General features: G+C 68.6%; 22 protein-coding genes. 12 read left to right on the top strand and 10 right to left on the bottom strand.

What is annotated here, in order from left to right; genetic code table 11:
* Positions 1–3: 3 nt before the first annotated feature.
* The 4 genes from ACZ50Z_RS21925 to ACZ50Z_RS21910 form a co-directional block, all read right to left on the bottom strand.
* Positions 4–1,296 carry a sodium:proton exchanger gene (locus ACZ50Z_RS21925; protein ID WP_464485436.1) on the bottom strand — a complete coding sequence of 431 codons (1,293 nt, stop codon included), beginning with the start codon at positions 1,294–1,296 and terminating at the stop codon, positions 4–6.
* A gap of 243 nt (positions 1,297–1,539) precedes the next feature.
* The gene (locus ACZ50Z_RS21920) at positions 1,540–2,358 is read right to left on the bottom strand and encodes an SDR family NAD(P)-dependent oxidoreductase (protein ID WP_464485435.1); all 819 of its coding nucleotides are present in this window, start codon (positions 2,356–2,358) and stop codon (positions 1,540–1,542) included.
* Entirely contained in the window at positions 2,359–2,772 is a 414-nt protein-coding gene (locus tag ACZ50Z_RS21915) for a nuclear transport factor 2 family protein (protein WP_464485434.1), read from the bottom strand.
* Positions 2,769–3,821: a zinc-binding dehydrogenase gene (locus ACZ50Z_RS21910; RefSeq protein ID WP_464485433.1), complete on the bottom strand. Its 1,053-nt coding sequence runs from the start codon at positions 3,819–3,821 to the stop codon at positions 2,769–2,771. The genes ACZ50Z_RS21915 and ACZ50Z_RS21910 overlap by 4 nt, the downstream gene beginning before the upstream one ends.
* 115 nt (positions 3,822–3,936) lie before the next feature.
* Here ACZ50Z_RS21910 and ACZ50Z_RS21905 point away from each other — a divergent pair, with 115 nt between their 5' ends.
* From ACZ50Z_RS21905 to ACZ50Z_RS21895, 3 genes are read left to right on the top strand one after another with little or no spacing between them, the layout of a single operon-like run.
* Positions 3,937–4,785 carry a helix-turn-helix domain-containing protein gene (locus ACZ50Z_RS21905; protein ID WP_464485432.1) on the top strand — a complete coding sequence of 283 codons (849 nt, stop codon included), beginning with the start codon at positions 3,937–3,939 and terminating at the stop codon, positions 4,783–4,785.
* A 41-nt stretch (positions 4,786–4,826) separates the two neighbouring features.
* A complete protein-coding gene (locus ACZ50Z_RS21900; RefSeq protein ID WP_464486350.1) occupies positions 4,827–6,215 on the top strand; it encodes an MmgE/PrpD family protein in 1,389 nt (462 codons plus the stop codon).
* A 45-nt stretch (positions 6,216–6,260) separates the two neighbouring features.
* Positions 6,261–7,025 (top strand): DUF2127 domain-containing protein, encoded by a 765-nt coding sequence (locus tag ACZ50Z_RS21895; RefSeq protein WP_464485431.1) that lies wholly within the window; start codon positions 6,261–6,263, stop codon positions 7,023–7,025.
* A gap of 15 nt (positions 7,026–7,040) precedes the next feature.
* On the opposite strand, the gene ACZ50Z_RS21890 is transcribed toward ACZ50Z_RS21895, so the two are convergent.
* On the bottom strand, positions 7,041–7,655 hold the full coding sequence (locus ACZ50Z_RS21890; protein ID WP_464485430.1) for a PaaI family thioesterase: 615 nt from the start codon (positions 7,653–7,655) through the stop codon (positions 7,041–7,043).
* A gap of 92 nt (positions 7,656–7,747) precedes the next feature.
* Here ACZ50Z_RS21890 and ACZ50Z_RS21885 point away from each other — a divergent pair, with 92 nt between their 5' ends.
* The 3 genes from ACZ50Z_RS21885 (at position 7,748) to ACZ50Z_RS21875 (ending at position 9,551) form a co-directional block, all read left to right on the top strand.
* A complete protein-coding gene (locus ACZ50Z_RS21885) occupies positions 7,748–8,593 on the top strand; it encodes an SDR family oxidoreductase (protein WP_464485429.1) in 846 nt (281 codons plus the stop codon).
* A gap of 155 nt (positions 8,594–8,748) precedes the next feature.
* A complete protein-coding gene (locus tag ACZ50Z_RS21880) occupies positions 8,749–8,913 on the top strand; it encodes a hypothetical protein (protein ID WP_464485428.1) in 165 nt (54 codons plus the stop codon).
* Between the two features lie 26 nt (positions 8,914–8,939).
* Entirely contained in the window at positions 8,940–9,551 is a 612-nt protein-coding gene (locus ACZ50Z_RS21875; protein WP_464485427.1) for a class I SAM-dependent methyltransferase, read from the top strand.
* On the opposite strand, the gene ACZ50Z_RS21870 is transcribed toward ACZ50Z_RS21875, so the two are convergent.
* Positions 9,531–10,076, bottom strand: coding sequence for a CGNR zinc finger domain-containing protein (locus ACZ50Z_RS21870; RefSeq protein WP_464486349.1), 546 nt, complete (start codon positions 10,074–10,076; stop codon positions 9,531–9,533). The genes ACZ50Z_RS21875 and ACZ50Z_RS21870 overlap by 21 nt on opposite strands.
* Before the next feature lie 148 nt (positions 10,077–10,224).
* On the opposite strand from ACZ50Z_RS21870, the gene ACZ50Z_RS21865 reads away from it, so the two are divergent.
* Positions 10,225–10,920, top strand: coding sequence for an SDR family oxidoreductase (locus ACZ50Z_RS21865; RefSeq protein WP_464485426.1), 696 nt, complete (start codon positions 10,225–10,227; stop codon positions 10,918–10,920).
* Positions 10,921–10,988: 68 nt separating this feature from the next.
* Positions 10,989–11,447 (top strand): SRPBCC family protein, encoded by a 459-nt coding sequence (locus tag ACZ50Z_RS21860; protein ID WP_464485425.1) that lies wholly within the window; start codon positions 10,989–10,991, stop codon positions 11,445–11,447.
* 16 nt (positions 11,448–11,463) lie between these two features.
* On the opposite strand, the gene ACZ50Z_RS21855 is transcribed toward ACZ50Z_RS21860, so the two are convergent.
* From ACZ50Z_RS21855 to ACZ50Z_RS21845, 3 genes are all read right to left on the bottom strand, one after another.
* Positions 11,464–12,210 (bottom strand): class I SAM-dependent methyltransferase, encoded by a 747-nt coding sequence (locus ACZ50Z_RS21855; protein ID WP_464485424.1) that lies wholly within the window; start codon positions 12,208–12,210, stop codon positions 11,464–11,466.
* Between the two features lie 96 nt (positions 12,211–12,306).
* Complete coding sequence (locus ACZ50Z_RS21850) at positions 12,307–13,689, bottom strand: adenylate/guanylate cyclase domain-containing protein (protein ID WP_464485423.1); 1,383 nt, start codon at positions 13,687–13,689, stop codon at positions 12,307–12,309.
* A gap of 55 nt (positions 13,690–13,744) precedes the next feature.
* Positions 13,745–14,338, bottom strand: coding sequence for a TetR/AcrR family transcriptional regulator (locus tag ACZ50Z_RS21845; protein ID WP_464485422.1), 594 nt, complete (start codon positions 14,336–14,338; stop codon positions 13,745–13,747).
* 185 nt (positions 14,339–14,523) lie between these two features.
* Between ACZ50Z_RS21845 and ACZ50Z_RS21840 the strand changes: the two genes are divergently transcribed.
* The gene (locus tag ACZ50Z_RS21840; RefSeq protein WP_464485421.1) at positions 14,524–15,495 is read left to right on the top strand and encodes an oxygenase MpaB family protein; all 972 of its coding nucleotides are present in this window, start codon (positions 14,524–14,526) and stop codon (positions 15,493–15,495) included.
* A gap of 114 nt (positions 15,496–15,609) precedes the next feature.
* Complete coding sequence (locus ACZ50Z_RS21835) at positions 15,610–16,374, top strand: SDR family oxidoreductase (RefSeq protein WP_464485420.1); 765 nt, start codon at positions 15,610–15,612, stop codon at positions 16,372–16,374.
* Positions 16,375–16,442: 68 nt separating this feature from the next.
* Here the strand turns inward: ACZ50Z_RS21835 and ACZ50Z_RS21830 are convergent, their stop codons facing one another.
* Complete coding sequence (locus ACZ50Z_RS21830) at positions 16,443–17,186, bottom strand: cutinase family protein (protein WP_464485419.1); 744 nt, start codon at positions 17,184–17,186, stop codon at positions 16,443–16,445.
* 300 nt (positions 17,187–17,486) lie between these two features.
* Between ACZ50Z_RS21830 and ACZ50Z_RS21825 the strand changes: the two genes are divergently transcribed.
* Both ACZ50Z_RS21825 and ACZ50Z_RS21820 read left to right on the top strand, forming a co-directional pair.
* The gene (locus tag ACZ50Z_RS21825) at positions 17,487–18,392 is read left to right on the top strand and encodes an SDR family NAD(P)-dependent oxidoreductase (protein WP_464485418.1); all 906 of its coding nucleotides are present in this window, start codon (positions 17,487–17,489) and stop codon (positions 18,390–18,392) included.
* On the top strand, positions 18,382–19,944 hold the full coding sequence (locus tag ACZ50Z_RS21820) for an AMP-binding protein (protein ID WP_464485417.1): 1,563 nt from the start codon (positions 18,382–18,384) through the stop codon (positions 19,942–19,944). Before ACZ50Z_RS21825 ends, ACZ50Z_RS21820 begins: the two co-directional genes overlap by 11 nt.
* Positions 19,945–19,947: the final 3 nt, after the last annotated feature.

Genomic DNA, 19,947 nt, shown 5'->3' with positions numbered 1-19,947 from the left:
ACGTTACGGGTCCGGCACCGGATGTAACGGGTGGCCGCTGTGGCGGATGGCCGTCCCGAAGAACGGCGCCCGGACGGTGGGGGCCAGGTGGCGCCGGTAGCGGATCAGCGCGACGATGGCCACCGTCGTGTAGACACCGCAGAGCAGCAGCCGGCCCTGCGTCGAGACGATGGGGAACTGCACGACGAACAATCCCAGCAAAGCGAACGCCGCGCCCCGGTGGAAACGCAGCGCCAGGATCAGCGCCACGCCCATCATCGTCTGGGTCGCCGTCAGCAGCATCTCCTCCACCTGGCGGGAATCGAGGTACAGGGCGAACCCGCCGCCGCCGAGCAAGTGGGCGATCGGTAAGGACCCGATCAGCAGGGTCCACTGGTTGACCTTGGAGGAGATCAGCGTGGCGATGGCCGCCGTGCCCTTGCCCCGGGCGGCGAAGATGGTCGCGATGATGAACTCCGGGGCCTCCGAGGCCAGCGGGGCCAGCCATTGGACCAGCAGGAAGCGGTTGACGCCCAGTTCGGTGCCCGCGGCCACCAGGTTGTCGGCAAACGGCTTGGCGCACAGCAGAATCACCGCGCCGGAGGCAACGAAGAGGCCGACCACGGCGATGTGCCGGCGGGTGTCGGGCAGTTCGCCCAATGCGGCGGCGGTGCCGATCAGGTCGGGCTCTTCGACCTCGCCGTGGCCGATCTTGTAGAGGTAGAACCCGAACCACGCCAGCAACGCCAGCCCGAGCCCGAAATGAATCTCGCCGCTCGCCGGCACCGCGAAGGCGAGGACGCCGGCGATCAACAGGAATCCCAGTTCGACGCGGTTTGCTGGCTCCAGCGTCAGACCGGCGGGTTTCGCGGATCCGGACCGGCGCGCCACCAGAATGCTGACGAGCACCACGACCGGCCAGCCCAGCCCCATCAGCAGCCGGTTGGATCCAGTCATATTGGCCGCGGCGTACTGCGTGTATTCGGCGTTGTGGCCGGACACGTAGGCGTAGTAAAGGTCGACGGCGTATTCGGGCAGGACCGCGATCAAGGCGAGCAGCGCCGTCGCCAAACCGCCGGACACGTCGATCTGGGCGGCCTCGGCGGCCCACGCCAGCAAGAAGCTGGCCGCCACCACCGCGGCCCCGAAGATCAGCAGGGCGGGGACCGGGCCGACGTGCAGGCCGGCGATCCGGATGATCACGGCCGGGGCGACGAATGCGCCGGTGATCAGCCCCGAACGCGTCAGGGTGCGGCGCCGCCACTGCGCCGTCATGGCGACGTCGGCAGCGGGCCTGTCTATGGCGAGCATCGTCATCCTTCGCGGGGAGCGGCGATTGGGTGTGGTACTTCGGCTCGGTTGCCGTGGCGAACTGATTACCCAAGCTACCCGGGCGCCTACACCGTCAGCAACGCGGCGGGTAAGCCAAGCCGACGACGTGTGCCGACCTATATTTGCTGACCAGGGCCGTATGGAAGCAAAATTTAGGGTGCCCTGATTTCGAACTTTGGCAAACCTCGCCACTTTTAGTTCGACGCGCAGCGAACGGTTCGGGTTCCCCTAGTCGTCCGGGCCCATGGCCGCGGCGGCGGCCTGGGTGAAAAGTTCGACGGCCTGATTGCGGCTCAGCGACGCCAGCAGCTGCGCGGCGGCGCGCATGGTGTCGCCAACCATCAGGGTCGGGCCGTTGCCCAGGTTCTCGAAGGCCTCGGCGATGACGTCGGACACGGCCGCCGCGTCCGCGGGCGCCTCGTCGGGTGAGCCGATCTGGCCGCGGCTGTATTCGAGCGTGCGCAGGGCCGGCGTGTTGGTCTTGCCGAGGATGAGGCCCAGCACGTCGACGCCCTTGCCGTGCAGTTCGGCCCACAGCGCTTCGGCGAACACCATGTCAAAAGCCTTGGAGGCGCCGTAGGCGACCATGTTGGGCCCACCGGCCAGCCCCGCGCCGGAACCGAAGAGCACGATGCCGCCGCTGCCGCGCTCCACCATCGCGGGCGCGAAGTGGTGGCACAGCTGCATGGGCACCATGCAGTTACGCTGCACCATCGCCTCGGCGGCCTCGATCGAATTGGCAAGGAATGGGGCGAAATCCGGGTCGGCGCCCGCGCAGTAGACGAGCATTCCGATCTCCAGGTCGGCGGTGGCCGCGACCACCGCCGATGCGGCACCGGCCCGCGCGAGATCGACGGCGACAGTGCGGGTTTGCGCCGAGGTCGTGTTCTCTATCCGGCCCGCGACACGGTCGAGCACGCTTTGCCGCCGGGCGAGCAGCACAACGTTGACCCCGCGTTCGGCCAGTCCTTCGGCGAACGCCGCGCCCACGCCGTCGGACGCGCCGGCCACCAGCGCCCACGGACCGTACTTCGTCGCGAATGTCATTCAGGCGCCCCCCACCGTCGTGATGCGTACCTGGGTGTAGCGACGGCGGGCGATGCGCCACCCCGCGGATGTGCGCACGATCTCATCGTCGTAGAAGCCAATGGCATTGACGCCGGAGTTGTTGTCGCCGGCCATGATCAGCCCGTCGATATAGGTCCGCGCCGTGGCGTGATCGCCGTCGACCGTGATGGCCTGGTTCGTCAGGCGATGCAGCGTGTGCCCCGCCAGCGCGTGCACCTGCTCCATGAACTCCGCGACGGCATCGACGCCATTCCAGAGGCCGATCTCGCCGTAGTCGAGTTCGCAATCGTCGGTGAACACGGTGCGAAACAGCGGCCAGTCGCGCCGGTCGATGCCGGTGGCATAGCGCACCAGCAGCTCCGAAATATCCTGCAGGTCTTCCCTTTCGCTCACGAGCGATCCCCATTCGGACGGACGATGATCCGGGGCGGACCGTCGGACCTGCGGGCCAGCTCCAGGGCGTCGGGCACCTCGTCGAGGCCGATGACCTTGCCGACGCTCGGTAGCGGGTCCAGCCGCCCCGCGGCGATCGCCTCTAGCGTGCCGTACCAGTCCTGCGGGTGCGGCCCGCCACCGAACTGGATGGTCACGCCCTGGCGGGTGGCGGTGGTGATGTCCAGGGTGTCGCCGGTGTACCAGCCACCCGCACAATAGATTCGGGTGCCCATCTCGGCGGATTCGACCAGCTTCTGGATCAGTCCGGCGGCGCCGACGCATTCGAAGACGACCGCGGGCCCGGGCAGTCCCCGCCGCGCGCGAACCTCGTTGAACACCTCGAACGGGGTCGTCTTTTTCGGGTCGACCGCGACGTGCGCGCCGAAGCGTTGGCAGGCCAGGTCGCGGCGGTCGGATTTGTAGTCCGCCACGATGATGGGCTCGATGCCGCGGGCGGCGAGGGCGGCGACGGCCGAAAGCCCGATCGCGCCCGCGCCGATGACAATGGCGACCTCGCCGGGGCGCAGCTGCGCCGAGCGCACGTAGAACTCGCCGACGGCGAACGCGTCGGTCAAGGCGACGGCATCGCTGGACACGTCACCGGGGACGGGCTTGGCCGCGACCTCCGAAACCACCAGCAGCTCACCGAAACTGCCCTGCGCCTCGGGATGCTGACCGATGATCCGCATGCCGCCCGCCCCGCCGTCGACCAGGCGCACCGGCATGGCGGTCACGCGCGTGCCCGCGGCGAACTGGTCGGTGCAGCCGGGACCGTGCCCGACGACCTCGCCCACGAATTCGTGGCCGAGCACGATGTCGCGCTCGGTGTCATACAGCGAGCGGCCGGTCGGGTCGTCGATGGCGAGTTCCGGGTGGTCCATGAAGTGCACGTCGGACGCGCAGATCGCGGTGCTCAACGTGCGCAGCAACAACTCACCCTGGCCGGGCTCGGGGTCGGGGGTCTCCCGGACCTGCAGCCGACCGTCCCGCAACACTACTGCGCGCAATCCCTTAACTTTCTCGAATAGTCGATATAAAATCTCGAATGTTCGTACAACTCTAAAAATCGCGCAGCGAAGGAGTCAAGCGATTCGCGGATCGACGTCAGCGCCGACCGCGCGAGTGCTCGATGTCGTCGAGCTGCTGGCGCGGTCTCCGAACGCTCGGCTGCGGTTCTCCGACGTGGTGCGCGAGCTGGATCTCACGCAGGCGACGGCGCACGCGATCCTCAAGACGTTGTGCGACCGCGGGTGGGCCAGTCGCGACCCGATCGCGAAGACGTTCGCCTTGGGGCCCGCGCTCGCCGTGGTGGCCGCCCGCACGGACACCGCCCGGCCGCTCGCCCACGCGGCGCGTTCGGCGGCGCTGCGCCTGTCCCGCGAAGTCGGCTACGCCTGTTCGGTGGTCGAAAAGTTCGGGGACTCCCTGGTGGTCACCGCCTTCGAGGGCGAGCCCGCCACCCAGCCGTCGGGCATACCGGGCGATCGCATCCCGTACGCGCCGCCCTTCGGTGTGGCGATGGCGGCCTGGGACACCGAGGAGGAACAACGCGCCTGGATCCGCCGCGGCGCCGGGAGCAACGCCGATCGCACGCAGCGCCTGCAGCAGGTCCTCGCACACACGCGGGAACGGGGATTCGACATCGACTGGACGACGCCAGCCCTGGCGCAGGCTGTCCAGGTGGTCGGCACCTTGGACAGCAGCGAGATGCCGACACCGGTGCGCCACATCATGGACCAGCTGCTCGTCGAATTCACCACCATCGGTTTCCTTTCCGACGACAACCCCGGACGCCGCAAGCAACCCGTGGTGACCATCGCCGCACCGGTCTTCGATGATCGGGGACGCGTCTCCCTGATGGTGGCCGTGCACCCGCTCTGCCCGCTCAGTGCGCGGCAGATCCGCGACATCGGGGCGCATCTGACCGACGAGACGACGGCACTGAGCGGATCGCCACCACCGGCGGGGTAGCCTCGCCTCGGAGGCGAAAACTCGTGGCAGATAACTACATTGTGGACCAGCTGGCAGAATTCGTCGTCGGCGCGCGGGCGTCGGATCTCACCGGGCGGCCCCGCGCATTGTTGACGCGCAACGTGCTTGACAGTGTGGCCTGCGCGGTCGGTTCCCTGGACGGGGGACTGGTCGCGACGGTCCGTGATCACACCGCCCAATTCGGTGGCGCCCCGACGGCAACGCTGGTCGGCGGAGGCCGAGCGTCGGTGGACCAGGCCGCGTTCTTCAACGCCGTGCTGGTGCGCTACCCCGATCTGCTCGACACCTACCTGACGGTGGGAGGCCTGTGCCATCCCGCCGACAACTTCGGCGCCGTGCTGGCGGTAGCCGAGCACACCGGCGCCGGCGGGGCCGACTTCCTGCTGGCGCTGGCGGTCGCCTATGAGGTCCAATGCCGTTTCAGCGCACAGGTTCCCGTCATGGCGCGCGGCCTCAACCATGCGCTGCAACTGGCGATGTCGGTGGCGGCGGGCAGCGCGAAGCTGCTCGGGCTCAACGCCGAACAGACCGCCAACGCCATCGCGGCCGCCGCCGCCGACAACGTGTCGCTGGCGACGGTGCACGCCGAACCGGTATCCCATTGGAAGGGCATCTCGCCGGCCATCACCGGGATGCGCGCCGTGTACACGACGATGCTGGCGGCGCGCGGCGTGACGGGTCCCAAGTCGCTGTTCGACGGGCCGCACGGGTTGGTGCAATTGTTCGGACAGCCAATCGATTTCCACACCGCCGACCGCGGACTCTCCTGTGTCGAGCAGACCTATTTGAAGCAGTACTGTTCGCTCATCCACGGCCAGGTGGTGATCGACGCGGTCCTGGCGCTGCGTACCGAGAACGACCTGCGGGGCGAGGACGTCGCGCGGGTCACGCTCGAAGTCTTCCAGGGCGCATACGATTTCGCGGGCGGTGGCGCCTACGGCAACAAGGAGAAACCGCGCACCAAGGAGCAGGCCGACTACAACCTCAAGTACCTGAGCGCTGTCGCCCTGCTCGACGGCGGAGTCGGCCCCGAACAGCTTGAGACCGAACGGGTTCTGCGCGGCGACGTCCAGGAGCTGTTGTCGCGGGTGGACGTCACGCCGGCCGACGACTTGACCGCGGACTATCCGCAACGCACGGCGGCGCGGGTGCACATCAGAACGCACGACGGGCGCGAGTTCGGGCGCGAGCAGGACGATTACGAGGGATCGCCCACCCGCCCGATGTCCTGGGATCGCGTCGTGGACAAATTCCGGTGGCTCGCCGAGCCGTTTTGCGAGCCGGCGCTGGGTGATCAGATCATCGCCGCGGTCGAGCACCTCGACGAGATCCCCGTAGCCGAGCTCACCGGGCTGCTCGGTGCTGTGAGCCCCACGGCGCGGCGGCCGCGCGGTAGCCCGCGCTTCTGAGCTCGCCCCCTTGCGCGCCCGGGCACTCGCGGTCGATGATCGGCCATGCCCAAAGAATGCGGCCCCAACCGATGGGAGCTGGTTACCTGCGCGCTCGCGGGACACGTCACGTATGCGCCCGACGAGCACACGCTTGCCGAACGGCTGAGCGGCACCACCGGGCTCGGCGAGGTGTGGCGCTGCCTGCGGTGCGGCGAATTCACCGTCGGCCCACCCCACGGACGCGGCCGCGCCGAGGACGCGCCGATGATCATGCGCGGCAAGGCCTTACGTCAGGCCATCATTATTCGCGCCCTGGCGGTGGAACGCCTGTTCCGCGCGGTGGTGATCGTGCTGGCGGCCTACGCGGTGTGGAAGTTCCGCGGCGCGCGGGGCGCCATCCAGGCCACACTTGACCGTGACCTTCCGATCTTCCGCGCCGCCGGCTTCAAGGTCGACCAGATGACTATCGTGCACGAGCTGGAAAAGGCGTTGGCCGCCAAGCCGTCCACGCTGGCGTTGCTGACCCTGATGCTGGTTGGCTACGCACTGCTCGAGGTCGTCGAGGGTGTCGGCCTGTGGTTGCTGAAACGCTGGGGCGAGTATTTCGCGGTGATCGCCACCTCGGTCTTCCTGCCGCTGGAGATCCACGATCTGGCCAAGGGCATCACGATGACGCGGGTGGTGACGTTCACCATCAACGTCGCCGCGGTGATCTACCTGCTGATCTCCAAACGCCTGTTCGGCCTGCGCGGCGGGCGTAAGGCCTACGACGAGGAACGGCGCGGCGAGCAGCTGCTCGACGTCGAGCGGGCCGCGGCGGCTGCCTGAGCCCCGGGCGGTGCGTTATTCCGAGGCCTGCCGGGGATGAATGAAGATGCCCTCGGCTTCCACGGTGACGCCGTGCTCGTCGGCCAGCTGACCGACGGCGAACGTCTTGACGCCCTCGACGCGCTCGACGTGCGCCTGGGCCCGCAGCGGCCGGCCCAGCGCCGTGGGGCGCCGGTATCGCAGGGTGAGCGTGCCGGTGAACGCGGGCCTGTCGGGCTGATGCGCGGTCGCGCCGAGCACATGGTCGAGCACCAGCGCGCACACACCGCCGTGCACGGTGTCCGGCGGGCCCTCGTAGGCCGCACCCAGAACGAACTCCGACCACACCAGTCCGTCGGGTTCGTGATGGATGACCAGCGGCGGTGCGATCGGGTTACGCAGGCCGATCACGGCGTTGCCCCACGCGATGGTCTGGCCATCGGGATTGCGGTGCACGCCGAACGGCCCGGGCTTGAGCTCCTCGCTCAATTCCGCTGCGGCACCGTCGATCTTGGACGCGGCCGCCGCCACCGCCGCGGGCCCGGCCTCGGTGCGGATGCTGATGTCGATGAGCCGGCGCAGCGATTCGGCCAGCGGCGCGTAGAGCGACTCGAGCCGGCTGAAATCGATGCAGGGCGTTTGGTCTCGCATCTTCGCAACTTAACTCAGGTGTCCACCCAGCGGGTGGTGCCCCTCGGATCAGCTCTCCCGCCCGGCATACTGCCCTGGGAACGGAGGAGTCAATGGCAACCTATGCGATCACCGGATCGGCTTCCGGAATGGGGCGCGAGACGGCGCAACGCCTCCGGGATGGCGGACACACCGTGATCGGCGTCGACATCAAGGACGCCGACATCGTCGCCGATCTGTCGACGTGCCACGGGCGTAACGAGGCCGCCGAGGGCGTCCTGGCCGCGGCGGGCGGCAGGCTCGACGGCGCGGTGCTGGCGGCCGGACTCGGGCCGAGCCGCGGCCCGGATCGTGTTCGCCAGATCGCCCAGGTCAACTATTTCGGGGTCGTCGAATTGCTCACCGCCTGGCGGGACGCACTGGCGGCCGCCGGGCGCGCCAAAGTCGTTGTCGTCGCCAGCAATTCGACGACGACGATGCCCGCCGTGCCCGGTCGGGCCGTGAAGGCGCTGCTCGGGCACGACGCCGGCAGGGCGCTGCGCGCGGTGCGGCTGTTCGGGCCGGCGGCGCCGAGCATGATGTACGGCGCGTCGAAAATCGCTGTCAGCCGTTGGGTGCGGCGGCACGCGGTGCTGCCCGAGTGGGCGGGTTCGGGCGTGCGCCTCAACGCACTGGCCCCCGGTGCGATCATGACCCCGCTTCTGGCCGAACAGTTGTCGGACCCCCGCCAGGCCAAGGCCGTCCGGTCCTTCCCGGTTCCGGTCGGTGGTTTCGGCGATCCGGGACAGATGGCCGACTGGATGTGCTTCATGCTGTCGGACGCTGCCGACTTTCTGTGCGGCACAGTCGTATTCGTCGACGGCGGCACCGACGCTTATTTCCGGCCCGACGACTGGCCGAAGGCGGTGCCGGCGCGCCGGCTGTTCGGGTACCTACGCCGGTTCCGAAGTTTTCCATAAACCCTGCTGTTGCGTGCCTTTCGTTGGACCGGGAATGTGCGCTATCCCACAGCCCGGCTTTTCGTGACGTTCACCTCGGTGCGGCGTCCGCGCAAAACATCTGTGGTGCAATTGAATGAATCGGCACACGGCCGAAAAGACAAAGGATCACAACTGTGGCCACACTTCCGGCCTGGGTCAGCCAGGCCCCCGCCAACCTCGACGTCGTCGCGCCGCTGCGGGCGCGTGCTTGCGACGCGCTGGACGCGGTTTTCGGAAGCAAGCGGCACCCGGCGGCTACCGGTCCGCGCATCATGTCCAGGGGCGTCGAACGCTGCTGACACCCGTGGGGAAGACTGACCCAACGGTGCATGAATACGCGAAGCACGATGACTACTGGAACCACAACTCGGCGTATCACCCCTGGCTGGTCGGCATCGCCGCGCGACATCGCGGCGATGTCCTGGACGTCGGGTGCGGCGAAGGGCTGCTGGCGCGGCGGTTAGCCGCGGTGTCGCGCAGCGTCGTCGGCATCGCTGCCGACCCGATCTCGGTGTGGCGCGCGGCGCAGCGATTGCAGCCCCTTGGCAACGCCACGGTGGAACATCTGCGGTTCGAGGACCTCGACGAGGCCGAGCGGCGCTACGACCTGATCACGTTCGTGGCCAGCATGCATCACCTGCCGCTGCGGGATGCGCTGCACAAGGCGCGCCAAATGCTGCGGCCCGCAGGGCAACTGGCCGTCGTCGGGCTATCCGCCAACAAGACCATTGCCGACTGGGTGTGGTCCGGTCTGTGTATGCCGGTGGCGCGCGCCGGGGGATTACTGCATCGGGAGACCCGCGACATCGGCGTGGCCGTTGCCGATCCGCGGGAGGGCCTCGACGAGATCCGGCGCGTCGCCGCCGACGTCTTACCCGGGGCCGTCATCCGGCGGGGACTCTATTACCGCTACCGCCTACTGTGGCGGAACCGCTGAGCGCGTTGCGTTTTCGCGTTCGCGTCGACGCGCCCGGGACGCTCGCAAATTGACGGCGTTGCCGCACGTCTTGACGTCGTGCCAGACCCCGCTGTTGTTTCTCGAGCGGTCGTAGAACGTCGACCCACAGCGGTGGTTGTGGCAGCGCTTGACCCGACGCCAGGTGTCGGCGTGCTGGCTCAACAGGATCTCGCCCCACAGCGCCGAAGCCAACCAACGCCAACCGCCGCCGCTGGGATCAAGGCGCACGTCGCCGGCATCGGACAGCGCGAAAGATGCGACGACACCGTGGGTGCCCCGCGAGCTCGGCGGTGCGCCGGCAACCAGCCGCTCGATGGCGGCCCGCACCGCGCGAAGCTTGACCAGATCCGCCTCGCCCAGCGCGGGCGGGGGCACGTCCGCGCCGCGCGCGGACGACCACGCGCGCACCGCGCCGGCCACCCAATCGTTCGCCGGTCCCGGGTCGGCCAGCAGGTCTGTGCCGTACCCGTCGATGGCCCGTGTGTTGAGGAAGTCCTGAACCAGCCCCAGGCCACCGGGCGCGGTGGCGCAGCCGTATCGCTGTGACGCAACCCACGACGATGACATAGCCAAATACTACTTGACTACGTCGTCACGCACAATTAGCGTGACGTAATCAAAATAGCTTTGCCTCAGTCAAAGGAGTAGGTTCATGGTCAACGTCAAGGGATCGACAGTGGTGGTCACCGGCGGACAGCGCGGCCTCGGTAAGGCCATCGTGGCCGAGTTGCTGGAAAGGGGTGCGGCGAAGGTCTACGCGACAGCGCGAACCCCGAAACCCAGCGAGGATCCCCGGGTGGTGGACGTCGAATTGGACGTGACCCAGCCGGATTCGGTGGGCGCGCTGGCGGCGACGGCGGCCGACGCCGACATCGTCATCAACAACGCCGGCGTCCTCGGTGCCCGGAGCCTGCTCGACAGCGACATCGACGAGGTGCGCGCGGTCTTCGAGACGAACTACTTCGGCGCGCTGCGCGTGGCCAAGGCGTTCGCACCCGTCCTGGCCGGCAATGGCGGTGGCGCGCTGGTCGACATTGCCTCGATCCTGTCCTGGATGCCCGGATCGGGTGGGTATGGCGACTCCAAGGCGGCGCTGTGGTCGATGACGAATTCCCTGCGTATCGAACTCGAGAAGCAGGGCACCCTGGTTATCGCCGCCCACCTCAGCTTCACCGACACCGACATGACCGCCGGCTTCGAGGCCGCCAAGAACGACCCGCGGCAGGTCGCGCGCGCGATCGTCGACGGCATCGCGGGCGACGACGCGGAGGTGCTGGCCGACGACGACACCCGTTACGTCAAGGCGGCGCTGTCCGGACCGGTCGAGGCGCTGCCCCGGATGGGGTGAACCGCCCGTTGCGGCCCGGGGTCAACCTCACCAGGGCGTGCACCGCACCCGCGTGTTTGGATAGCGGTATGTCCGATCCGGAAGCCGAACGCATCGTGAGCGCCACCCGCGTGATGTCGGCCAACGCCGCGCGAATCTTCGAACTGATCGCCGATCCGTCGCGTCAGCCGAGCTGGGACGGCAACGACAATCTGGCGTCGTCGGCGCCCGGTCAGCGTGTGCGCCGAGTGGGTGACGTGTTCAAGACGACACTGACCAACGGTGCGGTGCGGGAGAACCACGTCACCGAGTTCGTCGAGGGCAGCACAATCGCTTGGCGCCCAGCCGAACCCGGCAAGCGGCCGCCCGGACACTTGTGGCGCTGGGAACTCAGCCCGGTCAACGCCGAGCTGACCACGGTGACTCACACCTACGACTGGACGGAGCTGGCCGACGCCACCCGCCTCGAGCGGGCCCGTGCGACGAGCGCGGAAATGCTGCGCGAGTCGATGGATCGGCTCGCCATGCTCGCGCAGGCGCCGGACTGAGACGCCCGGCCGACGGTCAGCCCAACTTGGCGCGCACCCACTGGAACGTGCCGAAGTTCTTGACCCGCACGCTGGTAAATCCGTTGTCTTCCAAGGTGTCGCCGATCTCGTCGTCGTCGAACGCGTGCGCGCCGACGTTCGGCAGCAGCTGCCAATAGCGGGCCAGGCGCCCGGCCGTCGGGACCATGACGGCCACCCTGCCGCCGGGCTTCAGCACGCGCGCGATCTCGGTGAGCGCGGCCTTCGGGTCCGGGACCAACTGCAGTACGGCGGTCGACACCACCGCGTCGAAGGTGTTGCCACGCAGTGGAAGTCGCTGCGCGTCGGCCTTGATGAAGCCGACCTGCGGACCGGCCTCGTTGCGCACGGCGCGGGCCAGCATGGGCTCGGAAATGTCGACGCCGAGGGCCAGCCCGTCCGGACCGGCGGCTCGCGCCAACGACGAAGTGACGTTGCCCGGCCCTGAGCCGACGTCCAGCGCTATACCACCCGGCGGTATGCGCAACCACTGGAGCGGCAGTTGCCAGGCGGCGATCCACTGGCGGGCGAAGGCCTGGGCGTTGTCGTAGAGCATCGACCCGACTCGTGACGCCCACGCGGCCTGGATCGGGCCGGTGTTTTTCCCGACCGTTTCGTCGTCGGCCGAACCGTTGCCGAGCAGGTCGAGATAGCCGTGGCTCACGTCGGGATCCGCCGGCGGATCGGCGAGCAGATCCAGCGCTCGCCGCAGGGCCGGAGGCAGCGAGATGTGCACGTCGGTCATGCGTACTCCTTCGAGTAAATGCGAGTTGGACGCCAGAAAACAGACCGGTCTTTTCGAAGACTCCCCCGGTTTGGCAGCCTACGCCGGGGCGCCCCGTTACCGCCGGACGGCGGCGTGCTCGCGGACCAGGGAGTACAGCCGCCAGTAGCCAGGCACGCCCTTGAGCGCGGACTCACCGCGGTCGCCGAAGCGGTGCCGCGATCCGGTGACGATGTCGCGCAGCGTGGAGGACACCAAGACCTCGCTGGGCCCGGCGAGGGCCGCCACGCGCGCGCCGATGTGCACGGCCATGCCCGCGATGTCCTTACCGGCGCCGCGCACCTCGACCTCGCCGGCGTGGATGCCGACCCGCACCTCGATCCCCAGAACGTGAACGGCGTCGACGATGGCGTCGGCGCAGGCGATCGCGGCGCTGGGGCTGCTGAACGTCGCGACGAATCCGTCTCCGGCCGTGTTGACTTCGCGGCCGCCGAAGCGCTGCAGCTCGTGGCGCACGATGGTGTCGTGGTTGTCGAGCAGGTCGCGCCAGCGGTAGTCACCGAGGGTCGCGGCGCGTTCGGTGGACCCGACGATGTCGGTGAACACGATGGTGGTGAGCAGCCGCTCGGCCTCGGCGCCGCCCCGGATGCCGGTGATGAACTCCTCGATCTCGTCGAGCATGGGCCCGGTGTCGCCGACCCAGTACAGGGAGTCCTCCCCGGGCAGTTCGACGAGGCGGGCCCCGGGGATGCGATCGGCGAGGTAGTGCGCGTGCCCGACGGGACTGAAGGCGGGGTTGTCGCGATGCAGCACCAGCGTCGGCACGCTGACGCGCGGCAGCCTGTCGCGGACGTCGCCCTCCCTGACTTTGTTGATGAACGCACGCGCCATGCTGGGTGACGCGGCCCGGTTACCGGCCATGTCCCACCACGAACGGAACGCGTCGTCGTGCGCGACGCTGGGGGCGATGATGCCGAGCATGTCGAACCCCTGCTCGATGGCGTCCGGCTCCATCCCGATCGATGTGAATCGATCGGCGGCATCGAGCTCAGCCCCGATCGGGTAGTCGGGACCCCGCAGCGTGCGTGCCGCGCCGTTCGCGATGACAAGGCTGGTCACTCGATCGGAGTGGTCGGTCGCGAGAACCACACCGGCCAGCGTGGTGAAACCCGGGGCGAAGATCGTCGCCCGCTCGCAACCGACCGCGTTCATGACCGCGAGCGCATCCTGTGCCCACGATTCCGGGCCGAACATGTCCAGCGACGGGACCCGGGACGACAGGCCGATCCCGCGCTGATCGAAGCGGATCACCCGGCAGAAGGAGGCCAGCCGTCGATGGAACCGATACATCGAGGGCTCGAGGTCGACACAGTCGATCGGGATCAGCGGGCCCGGCAGCATGAGCAGGTCGATCGGGCCATCGCCGAAGACCTGGTAGGCGATGTCGATCTCGCCGCAACTGGCGTACCGGGTCCGCGGAGCCGCAGAACTCCCAGCCACGGCTCAAGGCTAGTTCAGGGTGCCGACAATTTGAGCGCCGTTGGCGGGCCAACTGCTAGCGGCTGATGATCGGAACCAGGTAGCGACCGGCGTACTCGCGCACCGCCGCCGGGTCCGAGGTGTCGAGCCGGTCGGTGGGAAAGACGATGATGCCGAGGGCGACGCGCAGCAGGATGTCGGCGATGTTGTCCAGATCGGCGTCGGGGATGTCCGCGCCGCAGCGCCGCAGGGTGTGGGCGATCCCGTCGGCGAACTGGCGGATCGGGAACACCTGCGACTGCGAGAACATGCCGAACAGCTCCGGCTCGCTTTCCGCGATCCGCGAATACAGCGGTGAGTCCTGCACCAGGCGTACCCCGAGCGCGAACGCCTCGACCACCGCCTCGTGCGGATTACATCCGGTCGTCGCCTGATCGAGCGTGCTGAAGAAGAGTTCGGCCTCGCGCCGCACCACGTGTCCGAACAGCTTTTCCTTGGTCGGAAAGCGCCGGTAGATGGTGCTGCGGCTGACCCCGGCGCGGGCGGCGACGTCGTCGATGTTGGCGCGGCGCACGCCATAGGTCTCGAACACGCCGCGCGCGGTGTCCAGGATGGTGCGATCGAGATCGGTGAGCGCCTCGGTGATGGCAGAGCCCGGTTCGGACTGCATGATTGGCGGCATCGTATCAACTCCTCCGCATGGTTCCCGCCGGGTTTTTTCGACGCCGGTGCCCGCCGGGGATGTGCAATGCCACCGAACGGTTGCTAGGCTCTGAAACAAAGATACGGCTTTGTGTCACTGGTTCACAATGCCCCGCCCGGGGCCGGGCGCGGCGTGGCGTTGAGGAGGTGGGCATGACCGCCCAGAACGACCAGCTCGTCGGCGTGAGCGCGGGGTCACGTTTCGACAGCGGTGTCCGCGAGGCCGTGGCTATGCCCACCGACGGACCGGACTGGACGCCCGGGAACGACACCTCACCGCGTCTAGGGCCCGATTCGTTGATCTGGAAGTTCTACGGAGACAACCGAACCCAGCTCTTCGGATTCCAGCGCACCGCCGGGGTAGAGAACTGTATCGAGCAGCTCGCCCAGGGCGTGCTGGACCACTCCGTGATCTTCAGCGACACGCTGGGCCGGGCCAAGCGGACCGCCCCCCCGCTGATGAACACCGTCTATTCCGAGGACCCCCACGAGTGGGGGCGCAAGGTGCGGGACTTCCACAAGAAGATCAAGGGCACCGTCAGCGACGGCTCGAGGTATCACGCGTTGAACCCTGAGCTGTTCTACTGGGCCCACGCCAGCTTCGTCGACCAGGTCATCTACAACACCGACACCTTCATCCGCCGGCTGTCGCACGCCGAGAAGGAGCAGATCTTCAACGAGGGCAAGGTCTGGTACAGCCTTTACGGCGTCAGCGACCGGGGCCAGCCGCAGACCTACGACGACTTCGTGGCCTACTGGGACGAGATGCTCGACCGTTTCGTCCCGCACAAGACGGTGCTGTACGGCACCGGCTACATCCGCAAAGGCATCCCGGGCCCACGCTGGATGCCCAAGCCGATCTGGAACGTGGTGTCGGCGCCGCTGAACGCCTACACCCGGCTGGTCGTCGTCGGAACGCTGCCGCCGCAGATGCGTGAGGTGTGCCAGCTGCGGTGGGATGCCAAGAAAGAGAAGCGATTCCAGCGGCTCGCCGCCACCATCCGGGCGCTCAACCCGCTGATCAACCGGCTCCCGGTCAAAGCGCTCTACACCCCCTGGGCGGCCGAGGCCTGGGCCCGCGCCGGCGTCGACCCACGCCGGCTGCACAACCGCGCCGCGGCGTAATCGGTGTGACGCCGCGCGGGCGTATTGAGCATCGTGGTTAGCCGGCGTCGCAATGGGGCATTCCGCAACGTCGGTCGAGTGGGACCGGTCGAGCGAACCCGAAGGAGAACCGCGATGCAGATGACGGGCAATACCGTATTGGTCACCGGCGGCGGCACCGGAATCGGCCGCGGCCTGGCCGAAGCGTTGCACCGGTTGGGCAACCGGGTCATCGTCGCCGCCCGGCGCGGCGAGCACCTCCGCGCGGTCGCCGAGGCCAACCCGGGCATGCAAATCCTGTCCCTCGATCAAGGCGACCCGGCCGACATCCGCAGATTCGCCACCGAGCTGACCGACCACTACCCGGACCTCAACGTGGTGGTCAACAACGCCGGCATTCAACGGGTCGAAGACCTCACCAGTGGCAACGTCGGCCTGGCCGAGCAGACGGTGGCTATCAACCTGCTGGGTCCCATCCGGCTGACCTCGGCGCTGTTGCCGTCGCTGCTGCGCAAACCGCACGCCGCCATCCTCAACGTCACGTCCGGCCTGGCCTTCATGCCCAGCGCGCTGACCCCCAGCTATTGCGCCAGCAAGGCGGCGCTGCACTCCTTCACCCAATCGCTGCGGTTCCAGCTGCGCGACACCTCGGTGCGGGTCATCGAGATCATTCCGCCCCAGGTGCAGACCGGGTTGCAGGGCGAGCGTGGATTCGACCCCCGGGCGATGCCACTCGAGGAATACATCACCGAGACCATGGCCCTCCTGCAGGCTCACCCGCAGGCCGACGAGATCGTGGTGGAGCGCGTCAAGGCGTTCCGGTTCGCCGAGCGTGACGGCACCTACGACGACATCTATCCCCGTTTCAACGAGGCGATCACCGCCGGGCCCGGGCGTTAGGGACACCACGCGCAACACCGCCGGGCGTGAAACCCCTTGCGCGACAGGCCGATAAACGGGTTAGCTGCTCACTCCCCGAAACCGCCGTGCGGCGACGCGACCGACATCGCGCTCGGGGCGCCCATGCCGAGGTGGCTGGAGGCGAAGGCGACGCCTTTGTCGATGATGGAGCCGTCGTCGGCGTAGGTGTCGTGGGCGGCGAAGTTCATGCCGTCGGAGCACACGGGGTCCTCGACGGCACACACCTTGATCGTCTTGTCGACGTAGGTGGGGCCGATGACGACGGGGGGTTCGCCGAGGAAGTTCATGGCCCGCACGTTGGGCATGCCGAAGAGCACGACCGAGGAGACGTGGTTGGCGACATCGGGGGCCAGGGGTTTGGGGACGGTGGCCGGGTCGATGCCGTCGGGGACGGCCGCCGAGGTGACAAAGCCCATGACGGCAGCGCCCTGGGAGTAGCCGCCGAGGACCATTTTGGTGTTGGGGCAGTCGTGTGCCATGGAGACGACGTGGGTGCTGGCGTCGCGGATGCCGTCGATGCCGGTGTCCCATTGGTCGGTGGCGGGGTAGTTGACGGGGTAGACGTCAAAGGAGCGGTCGCCGACGCGTTGGTGCAGGGCGTCGACGAAGGCTTGGCCGGTGGGGCCGACGCCCGGCTCTTCGCCGGTGCCGCGGGCGAAGACGACTTGGACGTCGGGGCATGCGGCGGTGGCGGTGGGGATCAGGGAACCGGTCATGGCCGAGGCGGCCATCCCGGATGCGGCGATAACTACTGCTGGACCAACGGAACGAACGATGTGACGCGCAAACATGCCGCCATTGTGCCCATTCAACACGCGCCTTAAACAAAGGAAACGCCGAAATTACTGTGTTCTCATAAAAGAACCGCCGCTGATGCGGGCGTAGTGAGATCGGTTGTGCGCGGCGCTCATCCGGCATGAGCGCCCCGGCCCCTTACGTCCCGCGCCGCACCGCGATCGCCGCCAGACCGTCATGGCCGGGCCGAAGCGCGGCCCCGCGCCGCAATGTGGTCTGCTACTTGTAGTTACGTGTCGGGGCACGGTTGAGCAACAGCCACACCCCGGCAAGCGGCTCGAGTGAATGCGGCAGCGATGTTGAACGCACTAGCCCACGCCTTGAACGCGGTCTTCACCACGGCGGGAGACCATGTGGCCAATCCGGCGCGCGTGTCGGATCCCGACAGGCTGCGCGGCGCCGCCTCCGGCAAGACCGCGCTGGTGACCGGCGCCTCCTACGGCATCGGCGAGGCAACCGCGCGCAGCCTGGCCGCCGCCGGAGCGACCGTGCTGGCGGTCGCCCGGTCCGAGGAAAGGCTTGGCGACCTGACCGCGTCGATCAACGCCGGCGGCGGGCGCGCGGTCGCCTACCCGACCGACCTCACCGACGAATCCGCGGTGGGCGGCCTGGCCAAGCAGATCACCGAGGAGCACGGCCCTCTCGACATCGTGGTGAGCAACGCCGGCAAGTCGCTGCGCCGCTCGCTGCACCACCAGTACGACCGGCCGCACGACTTCCAGCGCACCATCGACATCAACTACCTGGGGCCCGTCCGGCTGCTGCTGGGACTCCTGCCCGCCATGCGCGACCACGGCACAGGGCACATCGTGAACGTGTCCAGCGTCGGCGTGCGGGTGGTGCCGGGTCCGCAATGGGGTGCGTATCAGGCATCGAAGGGGGCGTTCGACCGCTGGCTGCGCAGCGTGGCTCCCGAATTGCACTCCGACGGCGTCGATGTCACCACCGTCTACTTCGCGCTGGTCCGCAGCCGCATGATCGCGCCCACGCCCCTGCTGGGCCGGCTCCCCGGCTTGTCACCAGACGCCGCCGCCGACGTCATAGCCAAGGCTGTCATCGAGCGGCCCCGCACCCTCGAACCGCCCTGGGTGCTGCCGGCCGAGTTGGCCTCGGTGCTGCTGGCCGGGCCGGCCGATTACGCCGCCCGGCTCTGGAACCGCCGATTCCTCACCGATTCCGACGGGCCCGACCATGACCGGTGACCGCGTCGCCACCACCGCCGCCCGCGCCCTGGTCCGCTCCGGCCTGCTCACGCCGCCGTCGCCGCCCGCGGGCCTGCGGCTGCTCCGCGAGGCGCGCCGCGGCGGGACCAACCCCTACACGCTGCTGGCGGTCACGGCGGCCCGCTGGCCCGGCCGGACGGCAATCGTCGACGACGACGGCGCCCTGAGCTATCGCGAGCTGCAACGAGAAACTGAGGCGCTGGCGCGGCGGTTGGCGGGCGACGGCGCCGCCCCCGGCCAGGCGGTCGGCGTCATGTGCCGCAACGGACGCGGTTTCGTCGCAGGTGTTTTCGCCGCCGCCCTGCTGGGCGCCGACGTGGTGCCGGTCAGTACGGAGTTCCGCAGCGACGCACTGGCGGCCGCCGTGCAGGCCCACCGCGTCTCAACGATGGTCGCCGACAACGAATTCGCCGCGCGAATCCACGACGCCGACGAATCGGTCGTCATCGTCGACCCGGCCACGACGACCGACGACGAGGAGGCCGCGCGACCACGCGTGGCCGCGCCCGGCCGGATCGTGCTGCTGACGTCGGGCACCACCGGCAAACCCAAAGGGGTGCCGCGCGCACCGGAGATGCGGTCCGCGGTGGGGGTGTGGGTGACGATCCTCGACCGCACCCGGCTGCGGACCGGGTCGCGAATCTCGGTGGCAATGCCGATGTTTCACGGCTTGGGGCTGGGCATGCTGATGCTGACGATCGCACTGGGCGGCACGGTGCTCACGCATCGTGAGTTCGACGCCGAAGCCGCGCTCGCCCAGGCATCGCTGCACCGCGCCGACGCTTTCACCGCGGTGCCGGTCGTGCTCGCGCGCATCCTCGACCTGCCCGAGCGGGTGCGCGCGCGCAACCCGGTGCCGAACCTGCGCGTGGTCATGTCCAGCGGGGACCGCCTCGACCCCACGCTGGGGCAGCGGTTCATGGACACCTACGGGAACATCCTCTACAACGGCTACGGCTCCACCGAGGTCGGCATCGGATCCCTCGCGACGCCGGCGGACTTGCGCGACGCCCCCGAAACCGTCGGAAGGCCCGTCGCGGGCTGCCCGGTGCGGATCCTCAACAAGAGCGACCGACCGGTGGGCCCGCGGGTGACCGGCCGCATCTTCGTCGGCGGCGAGCTGGCCGGCAGGGGCTACACCGACGGCGGCGCGAAGGCCGTGGTCGACGGCATGACCAGCACCGGGGACATGGGCTACCTCGACAACGCGGGGCGTTTGTTCATCGTCGGCCGCGAAGACGACATGATCATCTCCGGCGGGGAGAACGTCTACCCGCGCGCGGTCGAAAACGCGCTCGCCCAACACCCCGCCATCGCCGACAACGTGGTCATCGGCGTCCCCGACGAGCGGTTCGGCCAGCGATTGGCGGCGTTCGTGGTGGCGCAACCGGGCAGCGAGATCGACGTGCCGCAGCTCCGGGAGTACCTGAAGAGCCGAGTCTCGCGCTTCGAGCAGCCGCGCGACATCAACGTCGTGGACGGCATCCCGCGTAACCCGACCGGCAAGGTGCTGCGCAGGGAGCTCTCGTAGCGG

This window comes from Mycobacterium sp. NTMscope_MAC_269, assembly GCF_976985695.1.
Note: the sequence above shows the minus strand (reverse complement) of the source record. Positions and strands in the feature narration are given on the sequence as shown.